Consider the following 13,270-nt stretch of genomic DNA (forward strand, 5'->3'; position numbering starts at 1 on the left):
TCCCGCCGCCCGGTCCACCCTCACCCGATCCATCTGCTTCGGAGGCCTCACATGTCAACGTCGAACGTCGTCGCCCCGCCTGATACGAGTAACCCCAAGTCGCCCGAGAAGCGCGCCGGGGTGAAGAAGAACCGCCAGCAAGAGAGTCGCTGGGCGTTCTACCTGATCATTCCCACGATCATCCTGCTCGCGATCGTCATCGGCTATCCGGTGGTCAGCGCGATCATCATGTCGTTCCAGAAGGACGCCGGCCTCGACCCGGCCACCGGCCTGTTCGTGCAGGGCGGCTTCGCCGGATTCCAGAACTACGCGCACTGGCTGTTCCAGCAGTGCGCCGGGCCGAACGGCGAGACGATCACCTGCCCGCCGGGCAACCTCGGCTCGCAGTTCTGGAACGCCGTCTTCGTCACCTTCTTCTTCACGGTGACGACCGTCGTGTTCGAGACCATCCTCGGCATGTGGTTCGCGTTCATCATGAACCGCACCTTCCGCGGCCGCGGCCTCGTCCGCGCCGCCATCCTGGTGCCGTGGGCCATCCCCACCGCCGTCACCGCGAAGCTCTGGTTCTTCATCTTCTCGGTCGCCGGTGTCGCCAACGCCGTCCTCGGAGCGCACATCCTCTGGACCAGTGACGAATGGGCATCGCGCTTCGCGGTGATCATTGCCGACACCTGGAAGACCACGCCGTTCATGGCGCTGCTCATCCTGGCCGGTCTGCAGATCATCCCGGAAGAGGTGTACGAGGCCGCCAAGGTCGACGGCGCCACCACGTGGCAGCGCTTCTGGCGCGTGACCATGCCGCTCGTGAAGCCCGCTCTGCTGGTCGCCGTGCTGTTCCGCGTTCTCGACGCGCTGCGCATCTACGACCTGCCCGCCATCCTCACCGGCGGAGGTGGTGGCACCGGTAATGCCACGACCACGCTCTCGATCCTGGTGGTCGACCAGATCAGGCAGGGCTTCAACAGCGCCTCCGCCCTCTCGACCATCACCTTCATCATCATCTTCCTGGTCGCGTTCATCTTCGTGAGGTTCCTCGGAACGAACGTCGTGAGAACGCAGGAAGCCCAGCAGAAGGGAACGAAGTGATGACCACCGTCGCCGGCCCCGCTGCCGCCACCGCCGAGGCGAACGCGCTTCCCCGCACCAGGACCAAGAGCAGGACCAAGAGCCGCAATCGCAACCAGGGCATCCGCACCGGGTTGAGCGCGCTGGTCATCGTCCTCTGGTGTCTGCTGCCGTTCTACTGGATGGTCGTGACGTCATTCCGCGACGTCGGGTACACGTTCGAGACCACCCCGGTGCCGACCCACTTCACCTGGGACAACTACGTCACGGCGTTCTCGACGCAGCTCGGCAACCACCTCGGCCAGGCACTGCTGAACTCCCTGTTCATCGGTGTCTGCGTCACGATCATCGCGCTGGCCGTCGGAACGTTCGCCTCGTACGCTCTCGCCCGCCTGGACTTCAAGTTCAAGGGCATCGTGCTCGGCATCATCCTCGGCGCGTCGATGTTCCCCGGCGTCGCGCTCATCACGCCGTTGTTCCAGCTGTTCACCAACATCGGCTGGATGGGGACGTACCAGGCGCTGATCATCCCGGAGATCTCGTTCGTGCTGCCGCTCACGGTCTACACGCTCACCTCCTTCTTCCGGGAGATGCCGTGGGACCTGGAGGAGGCCGCCCGCATCGACGGCTGCACCAGGGCTCAGGCGTTCCGGCGGATCATCCTGCCGCTGGCAGCGCCCGCTGTGTTCACCACGGCGATCCTGGCGTTCATCTCCTCCTGGAACGAGTACCTGATCTCCAGTCAGCTGTCGAGCGACGCGACCCAGCCGGTGACGGTGGCCATCGCCTCGTTCGCCGGCAGCCAGCCGCACCAGGAGCCGTACACCGCCGTCATGGCGGCCGGCACCATCGTGACGGTTCCGCTCGTGATCCTGGTGCTGATCTTCCAGCGCCGGATCGTGGCGGGCCTCACCGCCGGTGGCGTGAAGGGCTGATCATGCGCTGGGACGATTCGCTGGAACTGGTCGATGTCGGTATCGGCATCACCGGATTCTTCGCGTTCGCGTTCCTGATCGTGACCGGGGTCGTCGAGCTCACCGGCGGCGACGCCCTGGGCTGGGCGCTCACGCTGCTCGCGCTCGTCCTCGTGCTCGTCCTCCTCTGGCAGGCGCGCCGCCGCATCGTCGCGGCGCGCCGGCCGGTGGACGAGGAGGACGCGCACGTGGCGGATACATCCCAACGACACTCCTGACCAGGCGCGACGATGACGGGGATCGATGAGGTCGCGCGCGCGACGGGGGTGTCGACGGCGACCGTGTCCCGCGCCCTCCGGGGCCTGCCCAACGTCTCCGAAACGACGCGGGCGGCGGTGCGCCGGGCCGCCGACGAGCTCGGCTACGTCGCCTCCTCGAGCGCATCCGGACTGGCCAGCGGGCGCACCCTCGCGATGGGCGTCGTCGTCCCGTCGGTGAGCCGCTGGTTCTACACCAGCGTGCTCGAAGGCGTCGACGCCGAGCTGCGCTCCGCGAGCTACGACATGATCCTGTTCAATCTCGGCGGGCACCGCGGCGACAGGGAGAGGGTGTTCCACCGCTCGATCCTGCGCAAGAGGACGGACGCGCTGCTCGCGCTCTGTCTCGACTTCACAGCGGATGAGCGTCACCAGCTGGCCTCCATCGCGCACCCGACCATCGTGGTCGGCGGACCGGTGAAGGGGCTCCGCAGCGTCGGCATCGACGAGAAGGGCACGGCGCGGACGGCGACCGAGCACCTGATCCAGCTCGGTCACTGCGACATCGCCCACCTCGGCGGCGAAGACGAGGAGGGCCTCAACAAGCAGGTCCCGATCGGGCGCCTGCACGGATTCCAGGCCGCGATGCGGGATGCCGGGCTCCCGGTGCGACCGGAATGGATCATCCCCGGTGGGTTCTCGCTGCCGGAGAGCCGTGCAGCGATGAACGCGCTGCTCGATCGCGCGGGCCCGCGGCCGACGGCGGTGTTCGCCGGCTCCGACGAGATGGCGATGGGGGCCATCCTGGCCGCGTACGACCACGGACTGCGCGTTCCGGACGACCTGTCGGTGATCGGGATCGACAACCACGATTTCGCCGAGTCGTTCGGGCTGACGACGATGGCGCAGGACCCGTTCGACCAGGGAGCCGTCGCCGCGCGCATCCTGCTCGACGAGCTCGGCGGCGCAGAACCGCGCACCCGCTCGGTGCGGATGCCGGCCTCCCTCATCGTGCGGTCCTCGACGGCCGCACCGGCCGCGGTGCCTGCTCTCGCCTGAGCGGGTACGACCGCCTCGTGACGCGCGGGGGCCTGTACGTGCGCGTGCGCATCCGCGCATCCTGAGCGGGTTGCCGCCGCTTTCCCGGCCCGTCGGCACAGAAGGAGCCTCTCGGCCTGAGAGGATTGTCGGGCAGACGATGACGGGAGCGCGACTTTCGGGTAGTCACGATCCCGTCGGAGCGGTCATGCGCGTTCGACCGCGAGGTCACGCGCCGGCCGTCAGAATCGCCTGCCCGCTCGGGCTTCGGCACGGCGCGGGAGGGGCCGCCCCCATTAGGGTAGGGGCGGCCTCTCGCCCCTTCGAACCGGCGGCCGGAGACGTGTGGCCCGCAGGACCGTGCGATGACGGAGTCGTCCCGCCTCTACACGGACGGATACCGGCTGTGCTCACCCGACGGCGCGAGCGCGAAGGCGCGGATGATCGCGTCGGCGGCCTCCTCCGGCGAGAGCTGCTCGGTGTCGATGCGCAGGTCGACGGGAGGGATCTCGCCGTCCGCCTCGTCGCTGCGGAGCCGGCGCAGCGTCTCGACGTCGGTCAGCTTGGCGAACTCGTGCCGGTCGGCGCGGCCGATCCGTCGCTCCTGCTCCGCCGAGCTGACCGCGAGTTGCACGAAGGACACCCGCCCGCCGTGCTCCTCGACCGCGGCGCGCGCCCGGTCGGCGAAGCCCGCGAGGACCGTGGGCTCGGGCGCGAAGGTGAAGATCAGGGAGGTGCCGGCGCGTGCGGCTTCGCGGAAGGTGGAGATCCAGAACTCCTCACGCAACGTCACGAACGGTGGCGTTCCGAAGGTGAAGACGGCCGTCAGGGCATCCACGATGAGATGGTTGTGGAAGACGCCGAAGTTCAATCGCGCGCCGAGAGCGCGGGCCACCGTCAGCTTTCCCGCAGCAGCGGCACCGTGCACGAAGACCAGATCCATCGTCCGATGCTACGACGGGAGACCCGCACAGCGGTCAGGCGCGCGTCAGCTCGCGTCACCGACCGAGAGCGCCTCGGCCTCCTCGATCGCGGACTCCTCGACGCCGTCGACGCGCTTGAGGTGCTTGTGGCCGATGATGATCAGGGCGGTGGCGACAAGCACCGAGACCGCGCCGGCGAAGAACGGCGTCGACGGGGAGATCGAGCCGGCGAGGAGCGTGGCCGTGGGCGGAGCAATCGCACCGCCGAGGAACCGCACGCCGGAGTACGCGCTCGAGGCGACGGGCCGGGGCAGGTCGGTGGCCTCCATGACGCACTCGGTGAGCACCGTGTTCAGGATGCCCAGCAGCAGGCCCCCGACGATGACGCAGACGATGAGCCCGGCGAGCGACCGGATGAGCAGGCCCGCAGCGAGCAGGTCGACGGCGAGCAGCGGCATCACGATCTGCAGCACGCGGGTGCGGGGCAGCCGGCTCGTCAGCAGCGGAGCGCCCCAGACCGACGTGATGGCGAGCGCGAGTCCCCAGCCGAAGAAGATCAGGCCGAGCGTGATCGCGTCTTCGACGCCGAGCGGCACGAGGGCGAACGGTGTGTACGCGAGCAGCACGAAGAAGCCGATGTTGTAGAACAGCGCTGCCGCGGCGAGGAAGCCGAGCGCGGGCTTCGCGAGAGCACGGAACGGCGCGGAGACCGAGGTCGGTACCGGCTTCTCCGGGTTCTTCTTGAGCAGCAGCACGATCGCGATGAAGCCGATCGCCATCAGCGTCGCGGTGCCGAAGAACGGACCGCGCCAGCTCCAGCTGCCGAGCAGGCCGCCGAGAAGCGGGCCGATCGCGATGCCGAGGCCGAGCGCCGCCTCGTACAGGATGATCGCCGACGAGGTTCCGCCGGACGCCGCACCGACGATGGTCGCCAGCGCGGTCGAGATGAAGAGCGCGTTGCCGAGGCCCCAGCCGGCGCGGAAGCCGATGATCGACTCGACGTTCTGCGAGAGGCCGGCCGCGAGGGCGAAGACGACGATCAGCGCGAGGCCGATCAGGAGGGTCTTCTTGGCGCCGATGCGGCTGGAGATCCAGCTGCTGAAGAACATGGCGATGCCCGTGATGAGCAGGTAGCTCGTGAAGAGCATCTCGGTCTGCGTCGGGGTGGCCTCGAGGCTCTTGGCGATCGCGGGGAGGATGGGGTCGACGAGCCCGATGCCCATGAAGGCGATGACGGACGCGAAGGCGACCGCCCAGACGGCGGTCGGCTGTTTGAGGATGTTGTTGGGCTTGTCGTGGCTCATAGAGGTGCGTGTGCTCCGATGTGCGTTCGTGGTGTGGTGTGGTGAGTGAGTGAGCCGGACCGCGGTCAGCGGGCGCCGGCGAGTGCTTCGGTGGCGGCGGCCGAGAGGTCGACGCGGGAGCCGATGATGCGCACGGCGCTGCGGAGCGCCTCGACCTCGTCGTCGCCGAGGTCGGCGAAGAGCGGCACGAGCGCGGCCGAGAGCTGATCGCGCCAGGCCTTGAGCGCGGCGGCGCCCTTGGGCGTGATCGCGATCTGCCAGGCCCGTGCGTCATCGGTGTCGGCGATGCGCTTGACCCATTCCGCCTCGACGAGGTTGCGGACGATCTTGGTCATCGTCGGCTGCGACACTCTGCTGTTCGCGGCGAGTTCGCCGAGGCGCATGGCGCCGGAGGTCTGCAGCACGCTCAGCGTGCGCCAGGTGGCGGGCGACTCGGTGTTGCCGGTGACCCGCGCGGCGAGGCGCGCGAGGCGATGGCTGGCGACCACCAGGTCGCCGAGGATCTCATGGAGTTCGTTGTCGGGCATGCATCAATTATATATAGCTAGCCTATGCAAATCAAGCAGTCGTTCGTATTCTTGTTTGCGATATTTCTCATTCGATGCTTTACTACACGGATGCGCCGCCCGACTGAGCACGAGACCGTCGTCCGCCTCGCAGAACTCGAAGACGGGCCGGCCTATCACACCGGCCTCAAGCGCCGCCATATCCAGATGATCGCGGTGGGAGGGGCGATCGGAACGGGCCTCTTCCTCGGGGCCGGCGGGCGCCTGGCCTCCGCCGGGCCGAGCCTGCTCGTCGTCTACGCGGTGTGCGGGGTCTTCGCGTTCTTCATCCTGCGGGCGCTCGGCGAGCTCGTGCTGCACCGGCCCGACTCCGGCTCGTTCGTCTCGTACGCCCGCGAGTTCTACGGGGAGAAGCTCGCCTTCGTCACCGGGTGGATGTACTGGATCTACTGGGCGATGGTCGCGATCGTCGACGTCACCGCCATCGCCCTCTACTTCTCGTTCTTCGGCCGCTACGTCCCCTTCTTCTCCGTCGTGCCGCAATGGGCGTTCGCCCTGTTCGCACTGGTCGCCGTGCTGCTGCTGAACCTGCTGCCCGTCGTCGTCTTCGGGGAGCTCGAGTTCTGGTTCTCCGCCATCAAGGTCGGCGCCCTCGTCGTGTTCCTGGTGATCGGCATCCTGTTCGTGGTCCTCGGCACCCCGGTCGCCGGCCACTCCCCCGGTTTCTCGCTGATCGGCGACAACGGCGGGGTGTTCCCCAATGGAGTGCTGCCGACGGTGCTGGTGGTGCAGGGGGTCGTCTTCGCCTACGGCGCGATCGAGCTCGTCGGCACCGCGGCCGGTGAGACCGCCGACCCCCGCAAGACGCTGCCGCGAGCGATCAACACGGTCATCCTGCGCATCGGCATCTTCTACGTCGGCTCGGTGCTGCTGCTGTCGCTGCTGCTCCCGTTCGACGCGTACACCGCCGGCGAGAGTCCGTTCGTCACCGTCTTCGCCTCGATCGGGGTGGAGGGAGCCGACACGATCATGAACCTGGTCGTGCTCACGGCCGCCCTCTCCTCGCTGAACGCCGGGCTCTACTCGACCGGGCGCATCGCGCGGTCGCTGGCGCTGCGCGGAGCCGCACCCGCCTTCACCGCCCGGCTCAGCCGGTCCGGGGTCCCGTACGGCGGAATCGGGGTGACCGCCGCGGTCGCGCTCCTCGGAGTCGGACTCAACGCGGTCGTACCGGCCGAGGCCTTCGAGATCGGCATCAACCTGACCGCGATCGGAACGCTCACCACCTGGTCGGTCATCGTGCTCTGCCAGCTGCGGCTCCGGCGCAGCTCCGACCGGGGCGAGCTCCCCCGGTCGGCGTTCCGGATGCCCGGCGCGCCCTTCACGAGCTACCTCACGCTCGCCTTCCTGGTCGGCGTCGGAGTGCTCATCCTGTTCGACTACCCGAACGGGACCCTGACCTTCGGGGCGGCGATCGTCGTCGTCGTTCCGAGCCTGATCGCCGGGTGGTACGCGGTGCGCGGGCGGGTGCGTCGGCTGCAGGCGCTTCGCGCGGAGCGGGCGGAGCGGGCGGAGGAGTCCGACTACTCCGGCAGCGCAGCGAGCACGTAGGCCTGCGGCACCTTCTCGGGGGCGCGTGGCGCTCGCTCGAGCCACACGGTCTCGACCAGACCGGCCTCCGCCAGCAGCATCCGGATGCGCGCCGGCGACTGACGGTACGCGTCCAGCGCGATGTCGTGCCCGTACGCCTTCGTCAGGTGCACGACGTCGTCACCCACCTGGAAGGCGAGCAGCAGGAGGCCGCCCGGGCGGAGCACGCGGGCGAACTCGGCGAACAGCTCGCCCTGACGCTCGGGCGGTGTGTGGATGACCGAGTACCAGGCGACGGCGCCGGCGAGCTCGTCGCCGCCGAGCGGAAGCGCCGCCATGCTGCCGACCTCGAAGCGCAGACCAGGGTGGCTGCTGCGCGCCACGTCGATCATGCCGGGCGACAGGTCGATCCCGAAGGCATCGAGCCCCAGCTCGACGAGCTGCGCGGTGACGCGGCCGGGGCCGCAGCCCAGATCGGCGACAGCGCCTCCACCGGCGGCCAGCACCTCTTCGGCGAACGCCGAGAGCATCGCCCGGTCCAGGGGCTTGCTCGCGAGCTCGTCGCGCAGGAGCGCGGCGTAGTCGGACGCCACAGTGTCGTAGGCGAGACGGGTGGCGGCGACATCGGCGTGCTCGGACATGTGACCGAGCCTAGAGGCGGGGGGCGACAGAACGCACGAGTGCCCCCGGTTACCGGCCGGGGGCACTGTCGTGAGGATGGAGGCTACCGCAGGTTCGGCCCGAAGTGGGCGACGCTGCGGTAGAGATCCGGCGGGTGCGCGGCGCGCGCCCTGGCCTCACCGGAGAAGACGGCGACAGCGAGCTGTCGCCAGTATGCGGCGTAGTCACGCCAGTGATGGGTATTCATCGTGGTTCTTTCTGGATGTGCGTCCTTGCACACCGGCTGCACGCGAGTGATGACTCGCACGCAGGCGCGATCGGACGCGGGATGACCGCCCACCGGTCGGTGGACGGAGTCGGGCATCCGCGTCGTCGACGTCTCTTAACGCACAGAGGGCGTCGCCCCGTTGCGGGGGCGACGCCCTCACAACGCGGAATGCTTCGGTTAGGAAGGAGTCCGCGTCGCGCTATGCGTCAGGCGATGTCACCTGCGGCAGAAAGAGCCCCGATGGGGCACTGACTACTTGAGGGTGACGGTGGCGCCAGCCTCTTCGAGCTGAGCCTTCGCCTTCTCGGCGGTCTCCTTGTTGGCGCCCTCGAGCACGTTGCTCGGTGCACCGTCAACGAGGGCCTTGGCCTCACCGAGGCCGAGGCTGGTGAGGGCACGCACCTCCTTGATGACCTGGATCTTCTTCTCACCGGCCGACTCGAGGACGACGTCGAAGGAATCCTTCTCCTCGACCTCTTCGGCAGCGGCGCCAGCGCCACCGGCAGCCGGGGCGGCAACGGCGACGGGGGCGGCGGCGGTGACCTCGAAGGTCTCCTCGAACTTCTTCACGAACTCGCTCAGCTCGATGAGCGTGAGCTCCTTGAACGCGTCGAGCAGCTCGTCAGTCGACAGCTTTGCCATGATTTTCTCCTTAGTGTTTTCGTGTACTCAACCGCGTGGCAGTCATCCCGGGGGATGGACTACGCAGCGGACTCCTGCTTCTCACGCAGCGCGTCGACCGTGCGAACGGCCTGCGACAGCGGTGCGTTGAACAGATATGCGGCTCCGAACAGCGAGGCCTTGAAGGCACCGGCGAGCTTCGCCAGCAGAACTTCACGAGACTCGAGGTCGGCGAGCTTGCCTACCTCTTCTGCGGTCAGCGGGTTACCGTCGAAGTAACCACCCTTGACCACCAGGAGAGGGTTTGCCTTGGTGAAGTCACGCAGCGACTTCGCGACGGCGACGGGGTCGCCGCTCACGAATGCGATCGCGGACGGGCCGACGAGCTCGTCATCGAACGACGAGATCCCCGCGTTGTTCGCGGCGATCTTGGTCAGCGTGTTCTTCACCACGGCGTACGTAGCGTGCTCACTGATCGAAGTGCGCAGCTGCTTGAGCTGAGCGACAGTGAGACCGCGGTACTCGGTCAGCAGAACGGCCGTCGAGGTCTTGAAGAGATCTTCAAGCTCGGCAACCGTGGCTTCCTTGTTCGCCATGGCCTACTCCTCTATGTTTGCGTCGCACACCGCGGAGGCGATGTGCGCCTCGACCACCGGGCAAGAAAAAAGCTCCGGCGCAAGGGCACGGAGCTGGCGACGCAGACAGGGCCTGCGAGACTTACTTCATACACCTGCGCGGGCCCCCACGTGAGTGGAACTTCGATCGTGCACTTGCGCGCACGACGACCAGCGGTCTTTGGCTCCGTACAGACTACGGGATGCCCGCGCCCTCGCGCAAATCCCGGCGGCCGCGTCAGCGGTGCGCGGCCAGGAAGGCGGCGATGTCGCCGGCGAAGTGCGGATGGAGCGGGATGCCGCCGTGCGCGCGGTCGCGGTAGACGATGTGCGTCGCGCGCGGCAGCCGCCTGGCCGTCTCGCGGCCCAGGTCGGCCGGATAGAAAATGTCGCGGCCGCCCGAGATCACGAGGGTCGGAGCGGCGACGCGACCGAGTCGGCCGAAGACGTCGTACTCGTCTTCGGCTCGGACCAGCGCGACGAGGCTCTCGGCGTCCTCGGGCGCGAGCGCCAGCCGAGCGACCATCCGGATCACGGGATCGAGGTGGCTCGAGTTCATCGTGGCGCTCGCGAGTTCCGCCGTGGCCCGACGATCCCCCGCCTCGAGGAGCGCCGCATACCGACGCTGCACGGCTCGGCCCCGCCCGCTCAGCCGCGCCGCGCCGGCGGCGACGACCAGCGTCGACACCAACTCCGGATGATCGACCGCGAGCTGCAGGGCGACGCTCGCGCCCGTCGACAGGCCCATCACCGCGACGGGCCCGTCGAAGCGGCGCCGGATGTGCCGGGCGTAGACCTCGGCGACCTCCGCCATGTCGAACGAGAACGGAAGGTAGGCGGGCCGGCCGACCGCTTCGACCCGCATGACGCGAGCGGGACCGCGAACGATCACCCGCTCGATCAGCAGATCGGCGCCGCGCGGATTGGCGACCTCGGCGGGAAGCGCCCTGATGAAGAGCAGCGGCGGCGAATCCACGCGCCCGTACGACGCGGTCGCGAGGATGTCCGGGATCACGGCAGGCGGTCGCCCGTCGTCTCCGGCTCCATCGACTCAGGAGCCTCCGCGTCCGCTGCATCCGCAGCGGTCGCGGCATCCGCGGCATCCGCGGCATCCGCAGCAGTCGCGGCATCCGCGTCGGTCGCGGCATCCGTGGCTTTCGGCGCCGGGGCGGGGCCGTCGATCGGCAGCGACACGGTGAACACCGTCTCTCCCGGCTCGCTCACCACCGAGACCTCGCCGCCGTGCGCCTCGACGACGGCGTGCACGATCGCGAGGCCGAGACCCGTCGATCCTGTGGCACGGTTGCGCGAGCCGTCCCCGCGGGCGAACCGCTCGAAGAGCGTCGCCTGCAGGTCTTCCGGGATCCCCGGACCGTTGTCGGTCACCGTGATCAGCGCGCGTCCGGCGTCGCGGTCCTCGGCGAGCGCGGCGACGACGCGGGTGCCCTCCGGGGTGTGGACGCGGGCGTTCGCCAGCAGATTGACGACGACCTGCTGCAACCGTGCACGGTCTCCGATGATCTCCACGGGCTCGTCGGGCAGCGAGATCGACCAGTTGTGGTCGGGACCGGCCGCGTGGGCGTCGCCGAGCGCGTCGATCAGGAGCATCGACAGGTCGACGGGATCCCGGTCGAGCTCGCGGCCCTCGTCGAGCCGCGCAAGCAGCAGCAGATCCTCGACCAGCGATGTCATGCGCGTCGCCTCGGACTCGATGCGCCCGAGCGAGCGGGTCACGTCGGTCGGCAGCTCGTGCGGGGAGCGGCGGGTGAGCTCGGCGTATCCACGAATCGACGCGAGCGGCGTGCGCAGTTCGTGGCTGGCGTCCGCCACGAACTGGCGGACCTTCTGCTCGCTCGCCTGGCGGGCGGTGAGGGCGGAGGCGACGTGGCCGAGCATCCGGTTCAGTGCGGAGCCGACCTTGCCGACCTCGGTGTGGGGGTCGGTGTCGGCCTCGGGCACGCGCACCGAGAGCGCGACGTCGCCGCGGTCGAGCGGCATCTCGGCGACCGCCTGCGCGGTGGCGGTGACGCGGTCGAGCGGACGCATCGCCAGTCGCACGATGAAGCTGGCCAGGAGGAACGCGAAGATCAGCCCGGCGAGGGTGACGAGCGCGATCACCAGCGTCAGCTGGCTGACCGTGGCGTTCACCTCGCTGAGCGGCAGCCCGATGATCACCGAGTCGCCGTTGGTGAGCTCGGCGGCGGCCACGCGGTAGTCGCCGAGCGTCGAACCCAGATTGACCGTGCGCGGCTGGCGATCGGCCGGGATCGTGAGCAGGTCGTGGGTCACGATCGGGACGACCTGCGGGGCGGCCGGGGTGGACGGCGCGGTCGTCGGGCGGTCGCGCAGGATGACCGGGTACAGCAGCATCTGGCCGCTGCGCACCACGCCGAAGGTCCCGACCGGCTGGCCGGGGGTGTTCACGATGCGCACCACGTCGGGCCCGGTCGGCGAGTCGCCGTAGACCTGGTCGGCCGCGTGCTGGCCGCGATCGACGGCGCTGGTGAGCTGCCCGTCGAGGCGGTCCATCAGGTACCCCTGCAGAGCGAAGACGCTCACCGTGCCGATCGCGGCGCCCAGCACAGCGAGCATCGCGACCACGACGAGCACGACCCGGCTGCGCAGCGTCCACGACCGGAAACGGCGGAGCCGTTCGAATCGCGCGCGCATCGAGGTGCCGCCGTTCGACGGGACGGCACTCGTCACGTCGCCGCCTTGACCATGTACCCGGCTCCGCGCACGGTGTGGATCATCGGCGTACGACCGGAGTCGATCTTCTTGCGCAGGTAGGAGATGTACAGCTCCACGACGCTCGACGAGCCGCCGAAGTCGTAGCTCCACACCCGGTCGAGGATCTGCGTCTTGCTCAGCACGCGACGCGGGTTGCGCATCAGGAAGCGCAGCAGCTCGAACTCGGTGGCGGTGAGCTGGATGGGATCGCCGTCGCGGTGCACCTCGTAGCTGTCCTCGTCGAGCACGAGGTCGCCGACGATGAGCACGGGATCGTTCTGGTCGGCGACGGCGGCGCGCGACCGGCGCAGCAGTCCGCGGAGGCGTGCGACCAGCTCCTCGAGGCTGAACGGCTTGGTGACGTAGTCGTCGCCCCCGGCGGTCAGCCCGGCGATGCGGTCGTCGAGCGAGTCCTTGGCCGTGAGGAAGAGCACGGGCGCCTCGTTGCCGTCCGCGCGCATCCGGGACAGCACCTGCAGGCCGTCGATGTCGGGGAGCATGATGTCCAGAACGACCACGTCCGGCTTGAACTCGCGCGAGATGGCGAGAGCCTGCTGTCCGTTCGACGCGGTCTTCACCTCCCAGTCCTCGTAGTGCAGGGCCATCGACAACAGGTCGGTGAGGGTGGCCTCGTCGTCGACGACGAGCACGCGGATGGAGCTGCCATCCGCCCGCCGGAGGAGGCTTCGGGTCTGGCTGGGGGCGGCGCCGGTGGCAGCGCGGGAGTTCATGGTCACCTTTCCCATTATCGCGAGCGGTCTCCGCACGCACTATGAGCAACCTATGTGAAGTCTGTGAACCCGGTCCGCACCGGCACAG

Annotated in this window: 15 protein-coding genes; 5 read left to right on the plus strand and 10 right to left on the minus strand. The window is 68.8% G+C overall.

All coding sequences use genetic code 11. From position 1 onward, the window contains the following. The first annotated feature begins 51 nt into the window (after positions 1-51). From PKE84_RS11215 to PKE84_RS11230, 4 genes are read left to right on the plus strand one after another with little or no spacing between them, the layout of a single operon-like run. Positions 52-1,086, plus strand: coding sequence for a carbohydrate ABC transporter permease (locus PKE84_RS11215; protein WP_271177330.1), 1,035 nt, complete (start codon positions 52-54; stop codon positions 1,084-1,086). Next, positions 1,086-2,000, plus strand: a complete 915-nt coding sequence (locus PKE84_RS11220) for a carbohydrate ABC transporter permease (RefSeq protein ID WP_271177331.1) — start codon at positions 1,086-1,088, stop codon at positions 1,998-2,000. Before PKE84_RS11215 ends, PKE84_RS11220 begins: the two co-directional genes overlap by 1 nt. 2 nt (positions 2,001-2,002) lie before the next feature. After that, complete coding sequence (locus PKE84_RS11225) at positions 2,003-2,257, plus strand: hypothetical protein (RefSeq protein ID WP_271177332.1); 255 nt, start codon at positions 2,003-2,005, stop codon at positions 2,255-2,257. A 12-nt stretch (positions 2,258-2,269) separates the two neighbouring features. Next, a complete protein-coding gene (locus PKE84_RS11230; protein WP_271177333.1) occupies positions 2,270-3,295 on the plus strand; it encodes a LacI family DNA-binding transcriptional regulator in 1,026 nt (341 codons plus the stop codon). Positions 3,296-3,659: 364 nt separating this feature from the next. On the opposite strand, the gene PKE84_RS11235 is transcribed toward PKE84_RS11230, so the two are convergent. The 3 genes from PKE84_RS11235 to PKE84_RS11245 form a co-directional block, all read right to left on the minus strand. Beyond that, on the minus strand, positions 3,660-4,217 hold the full coding sequence (locus PKE84_RS11235; RefSeq protein ID WP_271177334.1) for a P-loop nucleotide/nucleoside kinase family protein: 558 nt from the start codon (positions 4,215-4,217) through the stop codon (positions 3,660-3,662). A gap of 45 nt (positions 4,218-4,262) precedes the next feature. Next, positions 4,263-5,501, minus strand: coding sequence for an MFS transporter (locus tag PKE84_RS11240; RefSeq protein WP_271177335.1), 1,239 nt, complete (start codon positions 5,499-5,501; stop codon positions 4,263-4,265). A gap of 65 nt (positions 5,502-5,566) precedes the next feature. Next, on the minus strand, positions 5,567-6,028 hold the full coding sequence (locus tag PKE84_RS11245; protein WP_271177336.1) for a MarR family winged helix-turn-helix transcriptional regulator: 462 nt from the start codon (positions 6,026-6,028) through the stop codon (positions 5,567-5,569). Between the two features lie 90 nt (positions 6,029-6,118). On the opposite strand from PKE84_RS11245, the gene PKE84_RS11250 reads away from it, so the two are divergent. Continuing rightward, entirely contained in the window at positions 6,119-7,618 is a 1,500-nt protein-coding gene (locus tag PKE84_RS11250; protein ID WP_271177337.1) for an amino acid permease, read from the plus strand. Here PKE84_RS11250 and PKE84_RS11255 read toward each other — a convergent pair. The 7 genes from PKE84_RS11255 to PKE84_RS11285 all read right to left on the minus strand — a co-directional run bounded on the left by PKE84_RS11255 (position 7,591) and on the right by PKE84_RS11285 (position 13,182). Next, positions 7,591-8,238 carry a class I SAM-dependent DNA methyltransferase gene (locus PKE84_RS11255; protein WP_271177338.1) on the minus strand — a complete coding sequence of 216 codons (648 nt, stop codon included), beginning with the start codon at positions 8,236-8,238 and terminating at the stop codon, positions 7,591-7,593. The two genes, PKE84_RS11250 and PKE84_RS11255, sit on opposite strands and share 28 nt — an antisense overlap. A gap of 83 nt (positions 8,239-8,321) precedes the next feature. Continuing rightward, complete coding sequence (locus tag PKE84_RS11260) at positions 8,322-8,465, minus strand: hypothetical protein (protein ID WP_271177339.1); 144 nt, start codon at positions 8,463-8,465, stop codon at positions 8,322-8,324. 273 nt (positions 8,466-8,738) lie between these two features. After that, on the minus strand, positions 8,739-9,128 hold the full coding sequence (gene rplL, locus PKE84_RS11265; RefSeq protein WP_271177340.1) for a 50S ribosomal protein L7/L12: 390 nt from the start codon (positions 9,126-9,128) through the stop codon (positions 8,739-8,741). Between the two features lie 59 nt (positions 9,129-9,187). Further along, the gene (rplJ, locus tag PKE84_RS11270; RefSeq protein ID WP_271177341.1) at positions 9,188-9,703 is read right to left on the minus strand and encodes a 50S ribosomal protein L10; all 516 of its coding nucleotides are present in this window, start codon (positions 9,701-9,703) and stop codon (positions 9,188-9,190) included. Positions 9,704-9,959: 256 nt separating this feature from the next. Beyond that, positions 9,960-10,736, minus strand: coding sequence for an alpha/beta fold hydrolase (locus PKE84_RS11275; protein ID WP_271177342.1), 777 nt, complete (start codon positions 10,734-10,736; stop codon positions 9,960-9,962). Continuing rightward, positions 10,733-12,427: a sensor histidine kinase gene (locus PKE84_RS11280; protein ID WP_271177343.1), complete on the minus strand. Its 1,695-nt coding sequence runs from the start codon at positions 12,425-12,427 to the stop codon at positions 10,733-10,735. The genes PKE84_RS11275 and PKE84_RS11280 overlap by 4 nt, the downstream gene beginning before the upstream one ends. After that, positions 12,424-13,182 carry a response regulator transcription factor gene (locus tag PKE84_RS11285; protein WP_271177383.1) on the minus strand — a complete coding sequence of 253 codons (759 nt, stop codon included), beginning with the start codon at positions 13,180-13,182 and terminating at the stop codon, positions 12,424-12,426. The genes PKE84_RS11280 and PKE84_RS11285 overlap by 4 nt, the downstream gene beginning before the upstream one ends. Between the last annotated feature and the right edge of the window lie 88 nt (positions 13,183-13,270).

This window comes from Leifsonia poae, from assembly GCF_027921845.1.
Taxonomy (GTDB): Bacteria; Actinomycetota; Actinomycetes; order Actinomycetales; family Microbacteriaceae; genus Leifsonia; species Leifsonia poae.

Excerpts from the sequence above, each read along its gene's own strand:
- rplJ (WP_271177341.1), bottom strand. The coding sequence starts at position 9,703 with ATGGCGAACAAGGAAGCCACGGTTGCCGAGCTTGAAGATCTCTTCAAG.
- PKE84_RS11285 (WP_271177383.1), bottom strand. The coding sequence starts at position 13,182 with ATGAACTCCCGCGCTGCCACCGGCGCCGCCCCCAGCCAGACCCGAAGC.
- PKE84_RS11230 (WP_271177333.1), top strand. The coding sequence starts at position 2,270 with ATGACGGGGATCGATGAGGTCGCGCGCGCGACGGGGGTGTCGACGGCG.
- PKE84_RS11220 (WP_271177331.1), top strand. The coding sequence starts at position 1,086 with ATGACCACCGTCGCCGGCCCCGCTGCCGCCACCGCCGAGGCGAACGCG.
- rplL (WP_271177340.1), bottom strand. The coding sequence starts at position 9,128 with ATGGCAAAGCTGTCGACTGACGAGCTGCTCGACGCGTTCAAGGAGCTC.
- PKE84_RS11245 (WP_271177336.1), bottom strand. The coding sequence starts at position 6,028 with ATGCCCGACAACGAACTCCATGAGATCCTCGGCGACCTGGTGGTCGCC.
- PKE84_RS11250 (WP_271177337.1), top strand. The coding sequence starts at position 6,119 with ATGCGCCGCCCGACTGAGCACGAGACCGTCGTCCGCCTCGCAGAACTC.
- PKE84_RS11255 (WP_271177338.1), bottom strand. The coding sequence starts at position 8,238 with ATGTCCGAGCACGCCGATGTCGCCGCCACCCGTCTCGCCTACGACACT.
- PKE84_RS11240 (WP_271177335.1), bottom strand. The coding sequence starts at position 5,501 with ATGAGCCACGACAAGCCCAACAACATCCTCAAACAGCCGACCGCCGTC.
- PKE84_RS11260 (WP_271177339.1), bottom strand. The coding sequence starts at position 8,465 with ATGAATACCCATCACTGGCGTGACTACGCCGCATACTGGCGACAGCTC.
- PKE84_RS11235 (WP_271177334.1), bottom strand. The coding sequence starts at position 4,217 with ATGGATCTGGTCTTCGTGCACGGTGCCGCTGCTGCGGGAAAGCTGACG.
- PKE84_RS11225 (WP_271177332.1), top strand. The coding sequence starts at position 2,003 with ATGCGCTGGGACGATTCGCTGGAACTGGTCGATGTCGGTATCGGCATC.
- PKE84_RS11215 (WP_271177330.1), top strand. The coding sequence starts at position 52 with ATGTCAACGTCGAACGTCGTCGCCCCGCCTGATACGAGTAACCCCAAG.